Source organism: Paenibacillus sp. Negev47, from assembly GCF_058313655.1.
Map to the genome: position 1 here is coordinate 2,211,474 of NZ_CM177754.1, position 20,780 is coordinate 2,232,253.

Genomic DNA, 20,780 nt, shown 5'->3' on the forward strand with positions numbered 1-20,780 from the left:
GAATTGCTCTTTTGTATGTTCAATAACGTTTAGTGAAATTTCGGTATATCTTCATCGCTTTTACCTTTTTGTCCCTGAATCACTTGGAAAGGATAATCCTTGCGTTTCTTCGAAGAGCTGCTGCTCTTTCTGGCACTGGACTGTGCATTGACTTTCGCCATAGTTCGTGCCGATGGCTTAATCTTCGGTGATTTGGCTTTTTGTGCCCAGCGACGAGGCGGATACTTATACAGCAGGAATACAGCTCCGAACACGACCAGAGGAATAATGATCCTGGATGGATTAGCGCTTCCCAGCCAAGTCAAGACTCCAACAGCAGCTAGTGCGATGAACGTCCAAAATAAGATTGCCTGCTTGTTCATATCATTCACCCTTTCACAGGATCGAGTGTTGCAACAGGTACTTCTGATCTAGCCGAGACATTGGCGAGCTTGGCATCCAACTCACGCATACGGTTAAACGAAGCAATGGATACTTCAACCTGTTCGTTGGTCGGTTCTTTTGTTGTCAGCAATTGCAACCATAATCCCGGGTATCCGAGATAACGCAGTACAGGAATATCACGTACCGAATTCGTAAGCTTTAACAGTTCAAAAGAAATACCCAGTACAACAGGCAACAACAGCAGACGCTGACCCATCCGTTCCCATAGGTTATCGTACGTGAAGAGGGAGTATAGAAACACTCCAATAATGACAGTCAGCATAATAAAGCTGCTTCCGCAACGGTAGTGCAGTCGGCTGTATTTTTGCACGTTCTCCGGTGTCAATTCTTCACCAGCTTCATGTGCGCTGATTACTTTGTGTTCTGCTCCATGGTACTGGAAGAGACGTTTGATCATCGGGGTCTGGGAGATCAACCACAAGTAGGCGAGCAACAGGATCAGCTTGATGCCGCCTTCCAGTAAATTATGCAAAAATTGATTGTCGAATGCATTTTTAAATAGAAAATTCTCAATGACAACAGGAAGCAATGTAAGCACAACTTTACCGAAAAGGAATGAAAGGATGGCTACCGCAGTCACACCAATGATCATGCTAAGGCTCCAGCCTGAACCTTCTTTCTCTTTTTGCTTGGCTTTCTCTTCCGGTTCCAGTTCATCATCAGCATAGGCGTCAGCAGAATAATTGAGATGTCTGCTACCTTTGACACTTGAATCTATAATGCTGACAATTCCGCGTAATAAAGGAATCCGCCGCAATTTCGTGACCCAGGACTTGTCTTGCTTGGGAACTTCCAGATACGTAATTTCGCCGTCTTTTCTACGAACAGCTGTAACGTTGACATGTTTCCCACCGAACATTACGCCTTCAATGACAGCTTGCCCCCCATAGCTGACAGGCTTGGATTGTTGAGGCAAATTATTCACCTTCCTATTCTGTTCTAGACCTTCGCGATCAAAGGCAGTTTAATAACCCTATTGTATCGAATTTTAAGAGCAATTTCTAGTTTGTGAGTCAATCCTTGAAGGATGTTGTTAAGATTGTCCTGTTTTGAACATACTACCTCGTAGAATCAGGCACAAAAATCGAGTCATAATACGGAGTTATCAACTGAAATAAAGGAGAATATCGATGACAGAACGTAAGCATGATGATACATCACATGATGAGGGTCAACGACCGAATGAGCGTCAGCAAAAAGATAAGGGCAGGCGCCCTACTCAGAGACAAGGTCAAGCGCACTACTATACCAAGCCATTTTCCTTTGCATTAGAGCTTGGCTTCTTTGCCGGGTTTATATGGGGTGGATTACACTGGCTATTCTATCTGCTGCATTTTACAATTGTGCCGGTGGGATTTCTGGCCGAGCCTTTTTTCAAACATGAATATATATATACTGCAGCCGGGCATTTGACAGGCTGGTTGTTTTTTATCGTTTTTTCCATCTTGGCTTCCTTGCTCTACACGTTCACGATTAGAAAATTAAAAGGGCCTTTACCCGGCATGGTGTATGGAATCGTCTGGTGGCTGATTCTCTTTATCCTGGTAGGGCCGAAACTGGGGATGATGAAGCCTCTGAACGGTTTAACGTGGGATTCAATCATCACGGAACTCTGTTTCTTTTTGCTATGGGGGCTGTTCATTGGTTACACGGTAGCCATGGAGTACACGGATGAACGTAAACGCGAGCCAGAGCAAGCGGGGGCATAGCGCAAAAAAGCTTCTCAATCCGGCAATGGCTGTGTTAAAATAGCAGATGGTTATTTGCAGAGAGGGTGGAGCAGCGATGAAACGAATTATTGTGATCAATGGTCCGAACCTGAACATGCTTGGTGTACGTGAACCGGGCATCTATGGAACGCTTAGTCTGAAGGATATTGAGGACAAAATTCGCAGACAGGCTGATGAACTTGGCGTCTCCATCGCTTTTTATCAATCGAACCATGAAGGGGACATCATTGACCGCATTCATGCAGCGATGGGTGAAGCAGACGGACTGATATTGAATGCCGGAGCATTTACCCATTATAGCTATGCTATACGTGATGCAATCAATGCTGTAAAAGTCCCTACAGTGGAAGTACATCTATCCAACATTCATGCACGCGAAGCGTTCAGACATCATTCAGTGATTGCAGCGGAAACAATCGGGCAGATTGCCGGATTTGGCGAAGTAAGCTATGAACTGGGATTGCTGGCTCTTGTGCGTCATCTGGACAAACAAACCTGAGCCGGGAACCCGGGAATGTGAGAGAAAGAAGGGTTACCGATGGAAAACAAACGAGTAAATAAGTTGCGTGAAGCCATGCGTGATCGTGAACTCACAGCAATGCTGATTACAAACCCGATTAACCGTCGTTATATGACGGGCTTTACAGGCTCGGCGGGATATGTGCTGATTACGGAACAGGATGCATATTTGCTGACTGATTTCCGTTATATGTCACAAGCGCCTCAGCAAGCCAAAGGATTTACCGTTGTGGAGCATGGAGCTAAGCCGATGGATACGGTGCGCGAATTGCTGACATCCGCGAATATCAAAGAAGTGGGCTTTGAGCAGGATAGTGTCACATTCGGCACGCATTCCGCTTATGCTGAAGCACTTCAATCTATCGAACTGAAAGCTGTATCCGGGATTGTGGAACAACTTCGCATGTTCAAGGATCAAGACGAGATTGCGGTTATGCAGAGAGCAGCAGATCTGGCGGATGCCACGTTCAGCCACGTTCTGCAATTTGCAAAACCAGGCATGACGGAGCGTGAAGTGGATCTGGAGATGGAGTTTTTCATGCGCAAACATGGAGCAACGTCCTCTTCGTTTGACACGATTGTAGCATCGGGTGAACGTTCTGCTATGCCTCATGGTGTAGCGAGCAGCAAGGTCATCGGTCAAAATGAGTTAATTACATTTGACTTTGGTGCACTTTTGGACGGATACTGTTCAGATCTGACACGTACCATTGCAACAGGCACACCTGTACCTGAACTGCGCAAAATTTATGACATTGTACTGGAAGCTCAGTTACATACGCTGGAGAACCTGAAACCGGGTATGACCGGACGGGAAGCAGATGCACTGGCTCGTGATATCATCGCAGGTCACGGATATGGAGATCAGTTCGGACACAGCACAGGCCACGGTCTGGGCATGGAAGTTCACGAAGCTCCTCGCTTGTCCAAGCTTAGCGACGATGTATTGAAACCGGGTATGGTTGTTACCGTTGAACCGGGTATATATATTGACGGGCTTGGCGGCGTGCGTATCGAGGATGACGTGGTGATTACCGAGACGGGTATTCATATTCTCACGAAGTCGGACAAGAAGTTCACCGTAATCGGCTAAATTACAGCCACCAGGGATATAAGACGATTTTTAATGTGTTATTTAAATTGAAAATAAGAAATTCAACCATAACGGAGAGTGCAGAACCAATCTGATGAAGCGAAGCGTTCGCCTTTATCACCGGATTTTCCCATTAATAATGGGATCAAAAAATCTGGGGATAACAGTGATCGGAGGATGGTACTGCAATCGAAGTGAACAAGGTGGCCTTTCTTGAATCATTTTACATATAACATTAACTCATCGTCTTATATCACCTACTTTTCAACCATATCAGGAGGGATTTTTTGTGATTTCAGTAAACGATTTTAAAACAGGTTTGACCGTGCAAGTAGATAACGATATCTATACCGTACTTGATTTCCAACACGTTAAACCAGGTAAAGGCGCTGCCTTCGTACGTTCCAAATTGAAAAACCTGCGTAATGGTAACACCGTTGAAAAAACATTCCGTGCAGGCGAAACCATTGGTCGTGCCATCATCGAAAACCGTGGCGTATCCTACCTCTATGCAAGTGGTACAGAGCACACGTTCATGGATAACGAAACATATGATCAGTTCACATTGACTAGTGAGCAACTGGAATGGGAATTGAACTTCCTGAAAGAAAACATGGTCGTTAAGATCGTTAGCTACCAAGGTGAAATCCTCGGAATCGACTTGCCAACAAGCGTTGAGTTGAAAGTTATCGAGACTGAGCCAAGCGTAAAAGGTAACACTGCACAAGGTGCTACCAAAAATGCAAAAGTGGAAACAGGCTTGAACGTCCAGGTTCCTTTGTTCATCAACGAAGGTGACGTTCTCCTGATCGATACACGTGAAGGTAAATACTCTTCCCGTGCGTAACTTTCACAACTTGTAAGCTAAAAAACGTTACTAACAACCCTTTGCCATTCCTTTGGCAGAGGGTTTTTTCGAAAAAAGATTAGCCTATCAGTCGCTTTCGTAATATACTGGGTTAAAGTCATTTCTCGTAGAGAATAATGACGGTGGACATCAATTATGCATACTGCACAAGGTAGGGAGTGGATTTGCGTTGTCATTGTACGTCATGAAATTTGGGGGCAGTTCGGTCGGAGATACAGAGCGCATGAAGCGTGTAGCCGGACGTGTTGTAGAAAAAGCTGATGAAGGACATCGGTGTGTAGTCGTGGTTTCGGCCATGGGGGATACAACCGATGATTTGATTGATCAGGCAAAACAACTGAATAGTGATCTGCCTGCTCGTGAGATGGATATGCTCTTAACGACAGGAGAACAGATTTCGATCTCTTTGTTATCGATGGCTATTCAAGCGCTTGGACGCAAGGCAGTATCATTTACGGGCTGGCAAGCGGGATTCCGTACAGAGCCGGTTCACGGAAAAGCACGTATACATGATATTCATCCCGACCGTGTGAATGCAGCGCTTGCTGAAGGTAACATAGTTATTGTTGCTGGCTTCCAAGGCATGACGGAAGACGGCGAGATCACAACACTGGGTCGTGGTGGTTCGGATACAACAGCTGTAGCGCTGGCTGCAGCCATTAAGGCTGATGCGTGCGAGATCTATACGGATGTAGACGGAATCTATTCTACAGACCCGCGGATCGTTAAGGTTGCGCGCAAGCTGAAGGAAATATCGTATGACGAAATGCTGGAACTCGCTAATTTGGGAGCAGCGGTGCTGCATCCGCGTGCAGTAGAGTACGCGAAGCATTCCGGTGTGCCTTTGATTGTAAGATCCAGCTTTAACCATAATGAAGGAACGGTTGTGAAGGAGGAAGCAGCAATGGAACAAGGCGTAGTGGTTAGTGGTATTGCCTATGACAAAAACGTGGCTCGCATCAGTATTTTGGGTGTGCCGGATGTACCAGGAGTTCTGGCTGAAGTATTTGGTGCGCTTGCATCCAATCAGCTGGATGTGGACATTATCGTTCAGAGCGGAGTGATGGATGGCAAAGCGGACTTCTCGTTCTCTGTTGCGCTATCTGATCGTGAGAACGCATTGCGTGTCATTGAAGGCCTTCACAGCCGCTTGCCTTACCGTGAAGTCACATCTGAAGAGAACCTCGTTAAAATCTCCATTGTTGGCGCTGGGATGGTCAGTCACCCGGGTGTAGCTGCCAAGATGTTCAAGGTCATTTCTGCTGAAGGCGTGAGCATCAAGATGGTGAGCACTTCCGAGATCAAAGTATCTTGTGTCATTGATGGAGAGAAGCTGCATGACGTTATTAAGGCGTTGCATACAGCATATGATCTCGATACCGCCGAGCAAGCCGTTATTGGCGGACCACAAGATCGCAGATAAGTTGTTTCTATATTTGTAAACATAACAAAGGTGTACTGTTGCCAACGGGCAGCAGTGCACCTTTTTTTCATAGCATTTCTCACAGCAACTTGAATATCTTCTCCCCGCGTATCCCCCGATAAGGCGCCATACGGTTCCCCTCCCCCATCTCCGGAACACAATCCAGCAGGTTTAATTGAGAACAATACGAAATATCATGAACCCTGCCTAACTTCTCAAGCCTTCGCCCACCAGACGATATTCTCATCATATCCGGGATGCTGTCCTTACATTGGGATACCGCCTGATGAAGGACTATACCGAGATCGTTCAATTGAATGGGGGAATAGGATTGTCGGTGTAGCTCTTCGATAATGCATCCAGCACACAAGCCATCCTCCAGTGCAAATTCATCCTGTGTCCCCGCACATAGCAACAATACATCTCTTTGCAGTTCGCATAGAACTGCTGCGACAGCCTGCACATTGAGAAATGATCCAGCGAGTACATGTTTCGCCTTGGAAGCTTTGATCAAGGCCCGGGTCCCATCGGTTGTAGTCAATATGATCGTTTTATCTGCAACACCTTCAGTCATATATTCATAGGGGGAATTACCCACCTCGAATCCGGTAATTTTTTTGTCAAACCGCTCCCCGCCCCGAATGCAATCTTTCATTTCCATTTGTTTGGCTTGTGGAACCGTCTCTACGGCAATCACAGCTGCAGCATCATAAGCCAGGGCTGTAACAATCGTACTGGTCGTACATAATACATCAATGACAACCGCACTACGCCCTGCAACATCAATGGTGCGTAACTCATTCACATTGCCTACCACATCAACTCGCACTCCCCACAACTCCTTCCTGTATCTGGGGATCGGTAGTTCTATTTGAACTGGAATGGAACTTACCTATCTGCAATTACCATATGCATGCGCATCTAGACGGGTGCCTAGAGCAGTAGGTTGATCTATGGTTTCAACTCTCAACCGCATTCTGAAGAAATGATAGATTTCAGCGTCATAAATTAAATGTACAGGCATAAACTTGAGATATGAACAAGCGCCAGAAGCGTGAACCATATGATCTCAAAGTTGGAGGAGCCTACTCATGAAGGTGAACTGGAAGGAACTTTTTCCGGAACCGATCCGCACCATTCTCGGAAGAATGCCACCCGCTCTATTGGAACAAGTGGAGGAAGTACGTATTCGTGAAGGCAGACCGCTGGAGATAAATGCAGGCAACACATACCACTTCCTGACACCTCAAGGTAGTCCGACAGGGAACCCTGAAGAGGCGTATGTTCCTCAGAAAGAAGTGACGCACAGGTTGCTGGATCTGATCAGTAACCACTCACTCTACACATTGGAAGAGGAACTGCGCAAAGGGTTCATCACCATCCCCGGGGGACATCGAATTGGACTTGCTGGCCGAACCGTACTAAGCGGTGGGCGTGTCGAATACCTGCGCGACATCAACGGATTTAACGTCCGGGTAGCACGTGAGGTACATGGAGTAGCTGACCGTATCCTTCCTTATCTTCTCGATATGAAGAGCGGACAGGTCTTCCATACGTTGATCCTTTCACCGCCTCAACAAGGAAAAACGACGTTGCTGCGAGATCTGGCGAGACAAATTAGCAGCGGAACGAAGCTTACGGGGGGCAGTGAACTGGTACAGGGAATACGTCCGCGTCTGAAAGTGGGCATTGTGGATGAGAGGTCCGAAATCGCCGGTAGCTACAAAGGAGTACCTGGATTCGACGTGGGCCCACGAACAGATGTGATGGACGGTTGTCCGAAGGCTGAGGGCATGATGATGATGCTTCGCTCCATGTCGCCCGATGTCCTGATTGTGGACGAGATCGGTCGTCCGGAGGATGCCGAGGCGGTGATGGAAGCCCTGCATGCAGGAGTCTCAGTAATCGCGACTGCTCATGGCCGTGACCTATCGGAGCTGTCGTCCAGGCCTGCGCTCAGAACCTTAATTGCAGAGCAGATGTTTCAACGTTATGTCCAGCTGCAACGGACGAGCCGAGGCATGACCTTTCGGCTGGCTGATGGCAAAATGCGTGGTTTGCAGCAGACCGGGGCAGGAGGTGAAGCCTTTGGTTAACATGCTTGGTGCGGTAATCATCCTGCTCGCCAGCACCCTCGCCGGATTTTACAAGGCCAGACAGTATGCATTAAGACCGAGACAGTTGCGAGAACTCATTGCAGCCCTCCAGCGACTAATGACGGAGATTAACTATGGGCTCACTCCCCTTCCTGATGCCATGGGCAAGATGGGAGCCCAGACCAAAGAACCTGTAAAGACGCTGTTCCTTCATGCAGCCACACAGATGGAACCTCCTCATGGACTCACTGCCCGGGAAAGTCTTCAGTTAGGCGTAGATCTGGCTTGGGGAAGATCGGCCATGAAGGCTGACGAGCGGGAAGTCATGCTGCAATTAAGCTTCAGCCTTGGCACAAGTGACCGTCAGGATCAGACCAAACATATATCGTTAGCCATTCAACAACTAATGCATGAGGAATCCCGTGCGCAGGCCGATCAAATGAAATATGAACGAATGAGCCGAAGTCTCGGGATGCTTGTCGGAGCGTTAATCGTCATTCTGATCTTCTGAAATAGCCGGGATAGTGAGGTGCCAAGGTCATGAATCTAGAAGTGAACGCAATCTTTCAAATTGCGGGTATCGGAATCATTATTGCCATGATTCACACGGTACTGAAACAAATGGGAAAGGAAGATATGGCTCACTGGGTGACCGTAATCGGATTTGTCGTTGTATTGTTCATGGTGGTCCGTATGCTGGACAGCCTGCTACAAGAGATCAAATCGATATTTCTTTTTCAATGAAAAACGGTCATGAAGCCGGATGGTGGTGACCTGTGGAAATTATCCAAGTTGTAGGTTTGGCGCTCATCGCAACAGTGCTCATTCTGGTCATTAAAGAACAGAAGCCGATGTTTGCCTTTCTGATTGCTGCCGCGACCGGCATTGTGATCTTCATGTTGTTGATTGGCAAGATCGGTGCAGTCATTGAAGTGTTGAAGCGGCTTGCCGAGAATTCAGGCATGGAGAGTATTTATCTAAAAACGGTGTTGAAAATCATTGGCATAGCGTACATTGCTGAATTTGGTGCACAGATCGTCAGGGATGCAGGCCAGGAGAGCATTGCGTCCAAGATTGAACTGGCTGGTAAGGTGTTGATCCTGGTACTTGCTATACCGATCATCAGCATTATTATCGAAACCGTCATGAAGCTGATGCCGGTGTAGAAGGGGCGTGCGGACTTCATATGAAATCGATGCATCATAAGCCGCAATGGCGCCTTACGGTTGTGCTGATGCTCTGTTTTCTGTTCGGTATTCTGGGACAGGTTACTGCAAGCTCGCCTTCCGGCGAGTGGATGGAGCAACAGGCCGATCAGCTTCCCAAGGATCAGGTGGAGAAATACTGGGATCAACTGATGCAACAATACGGTGGTTTTTTCCCGGATGGGAAAACCCCTTCCTTCATGGATATGTTAGTCCCCGGCAATGAAGGGTTCAGCCTGAAGTCGGTGTTTGTAGCCATAGGAACCTTCTTGCTGCATGAAATTTTATATAATGGCAAGCTTCTGGTCACGATTGTGATGTTAAGCGTACTGAGCATGATTCTGGAGACCCTTCAGACCGCTTTCGAGAAAAATAATATTAGCAAAATTGCCTATTCCATCTGTTATATGGTCATCATCATCATTGCGATTAATAGCTTCAGTGTGGCGATTGGATACGCCAAGGATGCCATAACCGGCATGATCAACTTCATGATGGCGATGGTTCCCTTGTTATTCACACTGCTCGCGTCCATGGGTAACGTTATCACTGTTTCCGTGACCCATCCACTCATCATTTTCATGATCCACCTGGTGAGTACATTGATTCACATGTTGGTATTCCCGCTACTCTTCTTCTCAGCTGTTCTGCATCTCGTCAGTTCATTGTCTGACAAGTACAAGCTGACACAGCTGGCTGACCTCCTGCGCAATATTAGTGTGGCACTGCTGGGTATCCTGCTAACGATGTTTCTGGGCGTAATCTCGGTTCAGGGAGCATCGGGCTCCGTAGCGGATGGAGTCAGCCTGAAGGCCGCCAAATACATCGCAGGCAACTTTGTCCCTATTGTGGGCAGAACATTTGCGGATGCGACGGATACGGTAATTACAGCTTCTTTACTTGTCAAAAATGCAATTGGACTCACTGGAGTTATCATCATTCTGTTTCTATGTGCCTTTCCGGCACTCAAAATCCTGGCTCTTGCCTTGATATACAACGTTACCGGTGCCATTATGCAACCGCTAGGAGACACCCCGATCGTAGGATGCCTGCAGGCCATCGGCAAGAGCATGATATACGTCTTTGCGGCGCTGGCAGCTGTCGGCTTGATGTTTTTCCTGGCGATCACCATCCTGCTGACTGCAGGGAATCTGACTGTCATGATGCGCTGAGTGCAGGTTGCAAGAAAGGGGTTGGAAAAGGATGGGGTGGCTGAGCAACTGGCTCCAGGAATTGATCATGATCGTTCTGCTGGCGACTTTCGTGGATATGCTGTTGCCCAATCGATCCATGGAACGTTATGTCAAGCTTGTGCTGAGCCTTCTCATCCTGCTGACCCTTTTATCCCCCGTTACAAAGCTCCTTAGAAGTGATCCGGTTGGTGAACTGAAACGGGCAATGTCGGCAATGGATGCTCCATCGAATGGGAGTGCAACGCTCGAACAGATTCTGGCTCAGGGCAAGCAGCTGCAATCAAACGAACAGGAACAATCCCTGCAATGGACAGCCAAAGAACTGGCTAATGTCATGAAAGGCCAGATCGAAGAAACAACAGGAGCGAAGGTTCGGTCCGTAGAGGTGCAACTGGCAATGAGTAAATATGAAACGGAAATGGAAGCTGCCTCGTCAGTCGAACTGCCTGTAATCCAGCGTGTGTTGGTTGAGATGGCAGGAGAGAATGCAGGAGGAGAAGTGAAATCAAGCCAGCAAGAAGTTGCTGCAAATACACAACCCATATTCGGCACAGATACAGAGTCAGATAAGGATGAATCGCAGAAAACACAGCAGCCCATCCAGATTGGTCAGATTGAAGTGCCTGATGTACAGATTGATGTGAGTAAAAGTCAACATGATGGAAATGAAGCATCTTCCGAGCCTGTTATACGTGATCAGGCAGATGAGACCAAGACCCCAAGCGAGACATCTTCACGGTCAGAACATGCGGTGAAAATTATTACATTGTTGACTGAAAAGTGGGATGTTGATGCGAACAACGTCCAAGTGAAAGAGCCGAAAAGTGCTGAAGTGCTCTGAGAAGGAGGGTGTCCGATGAAACAATGGTTCAAAAAGATGGAAACCTGGATGGGTGGCGGTGAGGGTGGGGCAAGGCGGAGCCAAACTTTCCGTTGGTTGATTATCCTGGGTTTGATCGGGGTGGGAATCATGCTGTTCAATTCCTTCGTCAATGTCAAAAAAATTGATTCCGAAAATATCGGTCGGGAACCACCTGATCCGGCAGCATCCATGGCATCCATACAGAGTGATCCGATGGATCAGAACCCTTTTCAGGCAATCGAAATTGCATTTGAGGACAAGATCAAAGGTGTGCTGGAGAATATAGTTGGTGTGGGGACCGTTGATGTGATGGTTACCGTGGATTCCACAGAAGAACTGGTTGTTCAGCGGAACGTGAAGGATTCTCAGCAACTTACCGAAGAGACTGATGCTAACGGGGGCAAGCGACATATGACGCAATATACCCGCGATGGCGAGATTATTACGTACGAAATATCAGGGGATCAGACACCGATAGTGACCAAAAAGCTCAAACCGCAGATCCGTGGTGTGCTTGTAGTTGCGAGGGGTGCAGAGAACAAGGTTGTGAAAGAACTGATAACCGATGCTGTGGAAAAAGGACTGAATGTGGCCGCCTACCGGATCTCGGTTGTACCGCGCAAACAAGACTAATCTGGTGTGATGAATCGCAAGATTCAATTCTCATAAGAGTGAAGCCAATTTGAGGAGGAAGTTCTAATGAATAACAAACGTCAAACGGTATGGCTCGTTTCCATGCTGAGTCTGATGGTCATTTTGTCCGCGTATTATCTGTTCACTGAGGATTCTGGTCCAGTCAATGCACCGGTGGCTGACAGTCAGCAAGTCGATGGAATCAAGCAAGGGGAAGCGACGGAAACAGCAGGCATTCTTGATCCTACAGAAGGTCTGGTCGTGAATGAAGTGGTGAATAGCGGCGAAGTTGAAAGTGATCCAAGTACGGCTGGCACTACTGAAGAACCTGCGGCTACAGAAGATAAAGAGACTGGAAATACAGAGAAAACACCTGCTGTTGAATCAGGCGAGAATAAGGGTGAAGCAGGAAAAGAAGCCGACAAAGAAACGGATAAAGGGGCAGCAAGCACACCGGGGACAGACGGTCAGGCAGAAGGTACGGCAACGAAGACAGATGAGGAAGTTCTCAAGGAAATGGAAGAGCAGAATACGACAGCATCTGCGAGCAGCCAGTTCCAGAACTACCAGTGGCAGCGTGAGGAAAGCAACAATCGCAAGTATGAGGAACTGATGACCGTGGCAGGTGATCTGAGCAAAACGCCAGAGGAGAATGCCAAAGCAACGGAGCAACTCCGTACACTGGAAGAAAAAGAAGCCAAAATTACAGGCATTGAGGAGACGCTTTCCCAGCAGTTCGCCAATGCGATCGTTGAAGAAGATGCAGACAAGTATAAAGTCGTAGTCCTCAGTGACAAACTGGACGTAAAACAGGCGGTATCCATTGTGGATCTGGTCATGAAAGAATTGGCTGTATCCCAGAACAAAATCAGCGTTCAATACGTTACAGAAGAGTAATCCAAATCATGGAAATGAAGTCCCGGGAGCTGGTTGTACTCTCGGGCTCTTTCCATTTTTAACGATTATGATATAATACATAAAGCCATATGACCGTCCTAGTGAGACTGGCATGATGCCGAAGGAGTGAATAATGGAAATGTTTAAATTGAGTGAGATCAAAGAACTGATCAAACTGGTAGATGAAAGTTCCGTTCAAGAGTTGGAAATTGAAAATGAAGGATCACGGTTATCGATCCGTAAACCGGGCAAAACGGAGTATGTTCAGGCAGCTGCTATGCAACCGCAAATGATTGCTGCTCCGCAAGTACAGCCGGCTGCTGTGGTAAGTGAAGCTGCTCCGCAGGTCGATACTACAAGTCATTTACATAAAATTGTATCTCCGATGGTAGGTACTTTTTACAGAGCTTCCTCGCCGGAAGCGGGTCCTTTTGTGAGTGCTGGTGATAAAGTTGTTGAGAAAACAACGGTATGTATCATCGAAGCGATGAAGCTGATGAACGAGCTTGATGCGGACATCAAGGGAGAAATCGTTGAAGTGCTGGTTGAGAACGGACAGCTGGTCGAGTACGGGCAGCCCCTTTTCCTGGTGAAACCGGAATAACCGTCATAGCTGGTTAACAGCTAACCGCATGAGCTTCGAAGGAGGACAAAACGAAATGAAATTTCAAAAAATACTGATTGCGAACCGTGGAGAGATTGCGGTACGTATTATTCGTGCCTGCCGCGAAGTTGGCATATCGACGGTAGCCGTCTATTCGGAAGCCGATAAGGATTCACTGCATGTTCGCCTTGCAGATGAGGCCTACTGTATCGGACCGACACCGTCCAAGGACAGTTACCTGAATTTCACAAACCTGATGAGTGTAGCTACGCTGACGGAATGTGATGCAATCCACCCTGGATACGGTTTTTTGGCAGAGAATGCTGATTTTGCAGAAATCTGTGGTTCCTGCAACATTACATTTATCGGCCCTTCACCGGAAGCCATTACCAAAATGGGAGACAAGGCTGTCGCCAAACAGACGATGAAAGATGCGGGAGTGCCTGTTATTCCTGGATCAGACGGTCTCGTTGAAAATTTGGATGAAGCAATCATGATTGCTAGAGACATCGGATATCCTATCATTATCAAAGCTACTGCTGGTGGCGGTGGTAAGGGAATTCGGATTGCCGAAGATGAAGAAACGCTGATTAAGCAGATTACAGCTGCTCAGCAGGAAGCACAGAAGGCTTTTGGCAACGCTGGTGTGTATCTGGAGAAATTCTTGACAGGTATGAAGCACGTGGAGATTCAGATCATTGCTGATAAACACGGTAATGCTGCACATTTGGGAGAACGTGATTGCTCGGTTCAGCGTCGTCGCCAGAAATTGGTAGAAGAAGCTCCGTGTCCGATAATCTCCGAAGAGGTACGTACTCAAATGGGCGCAGCAGCGGTACGGGCAGCTCTTGCCGTAGATTACTCGGGAGCGGGCACCCTGGAGTTCCTGCTTAGCCCGAATGGCGAGTTCTATTTCATGGAGATGAATACGCGCATTCAGGTAGAGCATCCGGTAACCGAGATGGTTACTGGCGTTGATTTGATCCGTGAGATGATCTCGGTAGCGGAAGGCAACCCACTTTCATTCTGTCAGGAAGACGTGGTAATCAATGGTTGGGCTATTGAATGTCGTATCAATGCGGAAGATCCGGATCGTAACTTCATGCCATCTCCAGGTAAAATCGGATTCTACCTTGCACCCGGAGGACCGGGCGTGCGTGTAGATAGTGCTGCTTATCCCGGTTACACCATTTCACCTTTCTATGACTCCATGATTGCAAAATTGATTGTGTGGGGAGCGAATCGTGAAGAGGCAATTGCCAAGATGAAGCGTGCCCTTGGGGAATTTGCGATTGAAGGCATATCTACAACCATTCCTTTCCATCAAAAATTGCTGGAGCACCCAACGTTCATTCGTGGTGACTTTGATATCAAATTTCTTGAGGAAAACGAGATTTAAAAGGTATATTGGGCTTGTTTGTCATAATGTAGCCCAAATGATATAGTATGTAATAATAAGAGCGCATGTCTCCTGCAAAGGATAAGCCCGCACCTCGCGGATGTTTGCAGGAGTTCCGGTAAAGCCGGACCGGAAGGGTTCTGAAGGTCAATTGACCTGAGTCCAGCGCCCTCACGGATGGCCGCAAACTTATCTCGCGAAAGGTGTGTTGAACAGTTATGAGTACACTACCGACTGAATTTGAACGAACGGATATCGGTGAAATCCAGATCGCACCTGAAGTTATTGAAGTGATTGCTGGATTGGCAACTCTTGAAGTGAAAGGTGTAGCAGGCATGAGTGGCGGATTCGCAGGCGGATTTGCTGAATTGCTTGGTCGCAAAAACCTTTCCAAAGGCGTTAAGGTTGAAGTGGGCCAACGTGAAGCTGCAGTCGATGTTTCCGTAATTATCGAGTACGGATACCGTCTTCCACAAGTGGCTACCGAGATTCAACAGAACGTGAAACGTTCCATTGAGAACATGACAGGATTGAATGTGAATGAAGTGAATGTGCACATTCATGACGTTCAGTTCAAGAGCACTGAGAAAGTGGAAGAAATTGACCTGAACAGTCAGCGCGTAAAATAAAAGAAGACAGATTCCCCCGGCATCATCTGCCGGGGGTTATCCCGTCTTGGACAGGTCTTCAAGATAGCGAAAGCTAGATGGAGATCTGATTTTGCTAGTGAACAGGTTAAGCGATGTTAGTGAGCAAGGGAGGCTGTGCAGTTCGTGGCTAAAATACTGGATCGGCTTCTGTTGTTTATATACAGCATAAGCGTTGGAGCAATATCGGCAGCCGTCATTCTTCTGATTAGCGGTGTGCTGCCTTACGAATTGAATTACCAGCAGGAACAAAACGTTATTGTTGCGTCGGTTATTGCAGCAGCGATTTTGTTTATCCTGAGTTTGCGATTTTTCTACATCTCGGTTCGGCGTGAGCGTGCTTCGTTGCCGTCTGTGGATCAACGCACAGAATTTGGTGATGTACAGATTTCGATGGAGACGATTGAGAATCTCTGTTTGAAGGCGGCTTCCCGTTTCCGGGGAGTACGTGATGTCAAGGCACGTATACGTGTGGTTGAGTCAGGACTGGAGATTATGATCCGTGCAGTAGTGGATGGCGAGACACCTATTCCTGCGCTGACTTCTGATCTGCAAAAGGCTATACATGATCATGTGCAAGAGATTACGGGCATTCCGGTATCTTTTGTCACGGTGTATATCGCTAATGTAACCCAGTCGCCTAACTACAAGAGTCGAGTGGAATGAGGTGAGTTTCACTGATGCTGTGGAAAGAGATTTGGGATAGTCACAGAGGCCGAATTACCGGGATTATCGGCGGCATCTTTTTTGGATTTCTTTATGTATGGATCGGTTTTTGGGATATGTTGTTCTTTGCACTCTTGGTGTTCATCGGTTATACGTTAGGCAGACGAAGCGATTCTAAGCTGGGTTCGTCCATTCCCTGGAGGGAGTGGGGACAATGGCTTGGCGATCGCTGGCGTCCGTTTAAGTGACCTACCTGAACCCTGCAATATGTTTCTTCCGAAAATAGAGCTGTAGTTTAGGTTGCCCGTTTTTTGGAGGAAACGTATTGCAGGTTTTTTTGTGAAAAGGGATAACAATAACAATACCATGGAAGCCATCCATCTATCCGATACAGGATATGATGCGATGTTTGCATGATTTTAAAATAAGCATGATGACGCTCCAGACGGAGCGCTGCAGGAGGCAGGACATGAAAAGACGTTTGGCAAGGGAAATTGCAGTACAAAGTTTGTATCAGATGGAAATGAATGAGGTAGGTGCAGCGGAAGCTGTGAACATGTTGATCAATGAAGCCGCTGAAGATAATGAAACCGAAGTGGTCATTCGTGATGCAGACGTAATGCGTACCTATGTTACTGAGATGGTACAGGGAGCCTGGAATAATAAGGAAGCGATTGATGGGCTGCTCGTAGATTATTTGAAAGGCTGGCAGATTAGCCGTCTGTCGCGTGTAGACCGCCAGATTCTACGACTGTCAACGTATGAAATGGTATTCCGTGATGACATTCCGGCCAAGGTATCGGTCAATGAAGCAATCGAGCTGTCCAAATACTTTGGTACAGAAGAATCCGGTAAGTTCGTCAATGGCGTACTTGGACGTATGATTCAGGAAGTTGACGCCATTAAAGCAAAATTATCTTCTTAGTTCGTCAGTTATTTAATTTATATTCACATAAGGGAGAGAGAGTACAATGACAGCATCTATTATTAACGGTAAAGAAGTATCCCAAGAGATCCGCGCAAGCATGACAACAGAAGTAAAACAGCTTAGCGAACAGGGGGTAGTACCTGGTCTGGCTGTTGTGCTCGTCGGGGAAGATCCGGCATCCCAAGTATATGTGCGTAATAAAGAAAAAGCATGTCATGACCTCGGCTTCTATTCCGAAGTGCATCGCTTGGATGCAGACACGTCCCAAGAAGATCTGCTTGCCCTGGTGGACAAGCTGAACAATCAGCAATCCATTAACGGAATTCTGGTTCAGCTCCCACTGCCGAAGCATATTGAAGAGAAAGCAGTTATTGATGCGATTGCCGTGGATAAAGACGTAGACGGATTCCATCCGGTGAATGTAGGTAATCTCGTTATTGGAGACGATAGTCTGCTTCCATGTACCCCAGCGGGTGTAATCGAACTGATCAAGCGTACTGGACTGGAAATGTCCGGTAAACATGCAGTAGTCATCGGAAGAAGCAATATTGTCGGCAAACCGGTATCGCTGTTGCTCCAACGTGAGAATGCGACGGTAACGATGTGTCATTCCCGTACCGCCAACATGAAAGAAATCACACGTCAGGCGGATATTCTGGTTGTAGCCATCGGCCGTGCCAATTTTGTGGATGCTGATTTTGTGAAACCGGGTGCGGTTGTTATCGATGTTGGCATGAACCGTTTGGAGAATGGCAAGCTGGCTGGAGACGTTGATTTCGAGAGCGTGAAAGAAGTATCTGGTCCAATTACACCTGTTCCTGGTGGTGTTGGTCCAATGACAATTACGATGCTGATGCAAAATACATTGATCGCTGCCAAACGCGCTCACGGATTGGCCTAGGGTTCTGTCTGTGGCAGATCAAAAGATCTACTCCATCAAAGATCTGAACCGATACATTCGAATGAAACTGGAATCGGATCAGGTCCTGTCGGACGTCTGGTTGCGCGGGGAGATTTCGAATTTCACACATCACTCCAGCGGCCACATGTATTTTACATTGAAGGACAAGGACAGCCGGATCAAGTCGATTATGTTTGCATCCCATAATCAGCGATTACCCTTTGTACCGAAGGAGGGTGCAAGGGTTATTGCCCGTGGTAATGTCTCGGTATATGAACGGGATGGGCAATATCAATTCTACGCTACCCATATGCAACCGGACGGAATTGGAAGTCTGTATTTGGCTTACGAGCAATTGAAGAAAAAGCTGGAGGATGAAGGGTTATTTTCACCTTCGAGAAAAAGACAGATTCCTCGTTACCCACAGACGATCGGGGTTGTAACTTCACCGACGGGAGCGGCGGTGCGGGACATTATGATCACACTCCAACGCAGATACCCTTCTGCCAAAGTCGTTTTATATCCTGTTCTGGTCCAAGGTAAAGGTGCAGCACCTTCCATTGTTAAAGCGATTGGCAACCTGAACCGCATGGGAGAAGCCGATGTACTTATCGTTGGACGCGGAGGCGGTTCACTGGAGGAATTGTGGGCGTTCAATGAGGAGATCGTGGCAAGAGCAATTGTCGCTTCGGATATTCCTGTCATTTCTGCGGTTGGACACGAAACGGACTTTACCATTGCTGATTTTGCGGCCGATTTGCGTGCGGCTACACCTACAGCAGCTGCTGAACTGGCTGTACCTAATCGAGCCGAGTTGCTCGATCAGATCGGACAACGTCAGCGCCAGTTACAGCACAGCTTGCGTCAGCGTGCTGTACATAATCGTGAACGGCTCGCAAGATTACAGCGTTCGCCGGTGCTTGTTCATCCAAGACGTACCTTGATGCAGCACACGGAACGTTTGGATATGATGCACCAACGGCTTTTGAGAACTGTGGATACGCGTATGAAATGGACGGGAGAGAAGCAGGAACGTCTTCGGGCCGCACTGCAACGATTCAATCCTCGTGATCAGGTCAATGCAGCACGCCGTGAAAACGCGGCAGCACGCAGACAACTTGAACTTGCGATCAGGTCCATAACCAGATCGAAGCAGCAACAGTGGAAGTCATCTGTGCGGCATCTGGATGCGCTTAGCCCGCTTAAAGTTATGTCACGCGGATATAGCCTCGTTTATGACGAGCAGGAACAACGATTGATCAAGTCGATGAAGGATGTACAGCCTGGAGATTCGATCAAGATTAAATTAACAGACGGACAGCTGGACTGTCAGGTTTGGGGAATGAAGGAGGACGACAATACCCATGGCGAATGAACCGGAATTGAATTTTGAAGAGGCAATGGCGGCATTGGAAGACATCGTAGGTCAGCTTGAGCATGGTGATGTTCCGTTGGAACAGGCCATCGATCTGTTTCAGCGCGGGATGAAACTTTCGCAACTTTGCGGTCTGAAGCTGGAACAAGTGGAACGCAAGATCGAGATGATCGTAGAAGAAGATGGAGAGCTTCGCAAGAAGCCATTCGGAACTGCTGACGATGAGAGCGGTGAAGTCCATGAGTAATCGTCCTTCGTTTCAAGCATACCTTGAGGAAGTCACAGCTGAGGTGACTGAAGAGTTGAAGCACACTCTTCCCGATCATTGGGATGTACCTCAATCGCTGAAGGATGCGATGCAATATTCACTTATGGCCGGAGGCAAACGCCTTCGTCCTGTTCTGGTCGTTGCTGCGGCGGAAGCCTTCGGTGCACAGCGTAAAGCTGCAATGCCGGTAGCCTGCGCCGTGGAGATGGTTCATACGTATTCGCTGATCCACGACGACCTGCCTGCTATGGATAATGATGATTACCGCAGGGGGAAATTAACGAATCATAAGGTATATGGTGAAGCAACAGCCATTTTGGCAGGTGATGCACTGTTAACGCATGCTTTTTATAGTATTGTTCAAGCAGGTCGGCGCAGTGGCGTGGCATCAGAAGCTTTGCTGTCCATCGTAGAGGATATGTCTGAACTCGCTGGAGCAAGAGGTATGGTCGGTGGCCAAGTTGCGGATATGGAAGGCGAGCAAGGGATGACTGATCTTGCGCAGCTCCAGTACATTCATCTGCACAAAACGGGCGACCTGATTGTATTCGCCCTCATTGCTGGAGCGCGAATCGGTGGAGCTACAGAAGGACAGTTAGAAGCACTGCGTGTGTTCGGCCGTGATCTGGGGATGGCGTTCCAGATTCAGGATGATATTCTCGACCTGACGGGCGACGAGCAAAAGATGGGCAAGAAAACACAGAGCGATGTGAATCAGCAGAAGGTAACGTATCCTTATTTTATTGGGATGGATGCCTCTATGGAAGAGGTGAAGTCCCTTACACAATCTGCAAAAGATGCACTTGAAAGAGCCGAGTTACCTGATGCATCCAGATTGGTGGAAATCGCAGATTATCTGATGAGTCGAGACCATTAGATTCTGAAGGAACACGTTGTTTCAAAACCTGTAGAACAGTGTAATGAATGTAATGTCCTTTTTCCGAGTGGATGGAAAAAGTCTGTCCCGAGTAGATTCGGGAATACATACGGAGACAGATCATAGATATTTTGCTGGCGAAAATGCTCGTT

The 20,780-nt window shown here is 47.5% G+C and carries 26 protein-coding genes; 23 read left to right on the forward strand and 3 right to left on the reverse strand.

Features of this window, described 5'->3' with window-relative positions; genetic code table 11:
- Positions 1 to 29 precede the first annotated feature (29 nt).
- Entirely contained in the window at positions 30 to 362 is a 333-nt protein-coding gene (locus AC4G47_RS10105; RefSeq protein WP_491105899.1) for a hypothetical protein, read from the reverse strand.
- Between the two features lie 5 nt (positions 363 to 367).
- A complete protein-coding gene (locus AC4G47_RS10110; RefSeq protein ID WP_145322653.1) occupies positions 368 to 1,360 on the reverse strand; it encodes a DUF1385 domain-containing protein in 993 nt (330 codons plus the stop codon).
- Between the two features lie 214 nt (positions 1,361 to 1,574).
- Here AC4G47_RS10110 and AC4G47_RS10115 point away from each other — a divergent pair, with 214 nt between their 5' ends.
- The 5 genes from AC4G47_RS10115 (at position 1,575) to AC4G47_RS10135 (ending at position 6,077) form a co-directional block, all read left to right on the forward strand.
- Complete coding sequence (locus AC4G47_RS10115; RefSeq protein ID WP_491105900.1) at positions 1,575 to 2,153, forward strand: YqhR family membrane protein; 579 nt, start codon at positions 1,575 to 1,577, stop codon at positions 2,151 to 2,153.
- 76 nt (positions 2,154 to 2,229) lie between these two features.
- Positions 2,230 to 2,673 (forward strand): type II 3-dehydroquinate dehydratase, encoded by a 444-nt coding sequence (aroQ, locus tag AC4G47_RS10120; RefSeq protein ID WP_442032198.1) that lies wholly within the window; start codon positions 2,230 to 2,232, stop codon positions 2,671 to 2,673.
- A 39-nt stretch (positions 2,674 to 2,712) separates the two neighbouring features.
- The gene (locus AC4G47_RS10125) at positions 2,713 to 3,786 is read left to right on the forward strand and encodes a M24 family metallopeptidase (RefSeq protein WP_491105901.1); all 1,074 of its coding nucleotides are present in this window, start codon (positions 2,713 to 2,715) and stop codon (positions 3,784 to 3,786) included.
- 289 nt (positions 3,787 to 4,075) lie between these two features.
- Positions 4,076 to 4,633, forward strand: coding sequence for an elongation factor P (gene efp, locus AC4G47_RS10130; protein ID WP_036614394.1), 558 nt, complete (start codon positions 4,076 to 4,078; stop codon positions 4,631 to 4,633).
- Positions 4,634 to 4,823: 190 nt separating this feature from the next.
- Entirely contained in the window at positions 4,824 to 6,077 is a 1,254-nt protein-coding gene (locus AC4G47_RS10135) for an aspartate kinase (protein ID WP_458123167.1), read from the forward strand.
- Between the two features lie 79 nt (positions 6,078 to 6,156).
- On the opposite strand, the gene AC4G47_RS10140 is transcribed toward AC4G47_RS10135, so the two are convergent.
- Positions 6,157 to 6,906 carry a 2-phosphosulfolactate phosphatase gene (locus AC4G47_RS10140; RefSeq protein ID WP_491105902.1) on the reverse strand — a complete coding sequence of 250 codons (750 nt, stop codon included), beginning with the start codon at positions 6,904 to 6,906 and terminating at the stop codon, positions 6,157 to 6,159.
- Positions 6,907 to 7,168: 262 nt separating this feature from the next.
- Here AC4G47_RS10140 and spoIIIAA point away from each other — a divergent pair, with 262 nt between their 5' ends.
- The 18 genes from spoIIIAA to AC4G47_RS10230 all read left to right on the forward strand — a co-directional run bounded on the left by spoIIIAA (position 7,169) and on the right by AC4G47_RS10230 (position 20,628).
- Positions 7,169 to 8,173 (forward strand): stage III sporulation protein AA, encoded by a 1,005-nt coding sequence (spoIIIAA, locus tag AC4G47_RS10145; protein ID WP_458123165.1) that lies wholly within the window; start codon positions 7,169 to 7,171, stop codon positions 8,171 to 8,173.
- On the forward strand, positions 8,166 to 8,684 hold the full coding sequence (spoIIIAB, locus tag AC4G47_RS10150; RefSeq protein WP_491105903.1) for a stage III sporulation protein SpoIIIAB: 519 nt from the start codon (positions 8,166 to 8,168) through the stop codon (positions 8,682 to 8,684). Before spoIIIAA ends, spoIIIAB begins: the two co-directional genes overlap by 8 nt.
- A 29-nt stretch (positions 8,685 to 8,713) precedes the next feature.
- Positions 8,714 to 8,917, forward strand: a complete 204-nt coding sequence (gene spoIIIAC, locus AC4G47_RS10155) for a stage III sporulation protein AC (protein ID WP_017687585.1) — start codon at positions 8,714 to 8,716, stop codon at positions 8,915 to 8,917.
- 32 nt (positions 8,918 to 8,949) lie between these two features.
- Entirely contained in the window at positions 8,950 to 9,339 is a 390-nt protein-coding gene (spoIIIAD, locus tag AC4G47_RS10160) for a stage III sporulation protein AD (protein ID WP_017687586.1), read from the forward strand.
- A gap of 20 nt (positions 9,340 to 9,359) precedes the next feature.
- Positions 9,360 to 10,550 carry a stage III sporulation protein AE gene (gene spoIIIAE, locus AC4G47_RS10165; RefSeq protein ID WP_491105904.1) on the forward strand — a complete coding sequence of 397 codons (1,191 nt, stop codon included), beginning with the start codon at positions 9,360 to 9,362 and terminating at the stop codon, positions 10,548 to 10,550.
- Between the two features lie 31 nt (positions 10,551 to 10,581).
- Positions 10,582 to 11,412 carry a stage III sporulation protein AF gene (gene spoIIIAF / locus AC4G47_RS10170; protein ID WP_491105905.1) on the forward strand — a complete coding sequence of 277 codons (831 nt, stop codon included), beginning with the start codon at positions 10,582 to 10,584 and terminating at the stop codon, positions 11,410 to 11,412.
- Between the two features lie 15 nt (positions 11,413 to 11,427).
- Positions 11,428 to 12,066, forward strand: coding sequence for a stage III sporulation protein AG (gene spoIIIAG / locus AC4G47_RS10175; protein ID WP_458123163.1), 639 nt, complete (start codon positions 11,428 to 11,430; stop codon positions 12,064 to 12,066).
- A 66-nt stretch (positions 12,067 to 12,132) separates the two neighbouring features.
- On the forward strand, positions 12,133 to 12,963 hold the full coding sequence (locus AC4G47_RS10180; protein ID WP_491105906.1) for a SpoIIIAH-like family protein: 831 nt from the start codon (positions 12,133 to 12,135) through the stop codon (positions 12,961 to 12,963).
- Between the two features lie 139 nt (positions 12,964 to 13,102).
- On the forward strand, positions 13,103 to 13,567 hold the full coding sequence (gene accB / locus AC4G47_RS10185; protein WP_074096963.1) for an acetyl-CoA carboxylase biotin carboxyl carrier protein: 465 nt from the start codon (positions 13,103 to 13,105) through the stop codon (positions 13,565 to 13,567).
- Positions 13,568 to 13,622: 55 nt separating this feature from the next.
- Positions 13,623 to 14,966, forward strand: coding sequence for an acetyl-CoA carboxylase biotin carboxylase subunit (accC, locus tag AC4G47_RS10190; RefSeq protein WP_491105907.1), 1,344 nt, complete (start codon positions 13,623 to 13,625; stop codon positions 14,964 to 14,966).
- A gap of 218 nt (positions 14,967 to 15,184) precedes the next feature.
- A complete protein-coding gene (locus AC4G47_RS10195) occupies positions 15,185 to 15,595 on the forward strand; it encodes an Asp23/Gls24 family envelope stress response protein (RefSeq protein WP_017687593.1) in 411 nt (136 codons plus the stop codon).
- Between the two features lie 144 nt (positions 15,596 to 15,739).
- Positions 15,740 to 16,279: an alkaline shock response membrane anchor protein AmaP gene (amaP, locus tag AC4G47_RS10200; protein WP_458123159.1), complete on the forward strand. Its 540-nt coding sequence runs from the start codon at positions 15,740 to 15,742 to the stop codon at positions 16,277 to 16,279.
- Between the two features lie 14 nt (positions 16,280 to 16,293).
- A complete protein-coding gene (locus AC4G47_RS10205; protein ID WP_017687595.1) occupies positions 16,294 to 16,527 on the forward strand; it encodes a DUF2273 domain-containing protein in 234 nt (77 codons plus the stop codon).
- A 221-nt stretch (positions 16,528 to 16,748) separates the two neighbouring features.
- Positions 16,749 to 17,204 (forward strand): transcription antitermination factor NusB, encoded by a 456-nt coding sequence (gene nusB / locus AC4G47_RS10210; protein ID WP_215075908.1) that lies wholly within the window; start codon positions 16,749 to 16,751, stop codon positions 17,202 to 17,204.
- A 46-nt stretch (positions 17,205 to 17,250) separates the two neighbouring features.
- Positions 17,251 to 18,108 (forward strand): bifunctional methylenetetrahydrofolate dehydrogenase/methenyltetrahydrofolate cyclohydrolase FolD, encoded by an 858-nt coding sequence (gene folD, locus AC4G47_RS10215; protein WP_017687597.1) that lies wholly within the window; start codon positions 17,251 to 17,253, stop codon positions 18,106 to 18,108.
- A 10-nt stretch (positions 18,109 to 18,118) separates the two neighbouring features.
- Positions 18,119 to 19,483, forward strand: a complete 1,365-nt coding sequence (gene xseA / locus AC4G47_RS10220) for an exodeoxyribonuclease VII large subunit (RefSeq protein ID WP_145322625.1) — start codon at positions 18,119 to 18,121, stop codon at positions 19,481 to 19,483.
- Positions 19,473 to 19,730: an exodeoxyribonuclease VII small subunit gene (gene xseB / locus AC4G47_RS10225; RefSeq protein ID WP_017687599.1), complete on the forward strand. Its 258-nt coding sequence runs from the start codon at positions 19,473 to 19,475 to the stop codon at positions 19,728 to 19,730. Before xseA ends, xseB begins: the two co-directional genes overlap by 11 nt.
- Positions 19,723 to 20,628 (forward strand): polyprenyl synthetase family protein, encoded by a 906-nt coding sequence (locus tag AC4G47_RS10230; RefSeq protein ID WP_491105908.1) that lies wholly within the window; start codon positions 19,723 to 19,725, stop codon positions 20,626 to 20,628. Before xseB ends, AC4G47_RS10230 begins: the two co-directional genes overlap by 8 nt.
- The last annotated feature ends 152 nt before the right edge of the window (positions 20,629 to 20,780 follow it).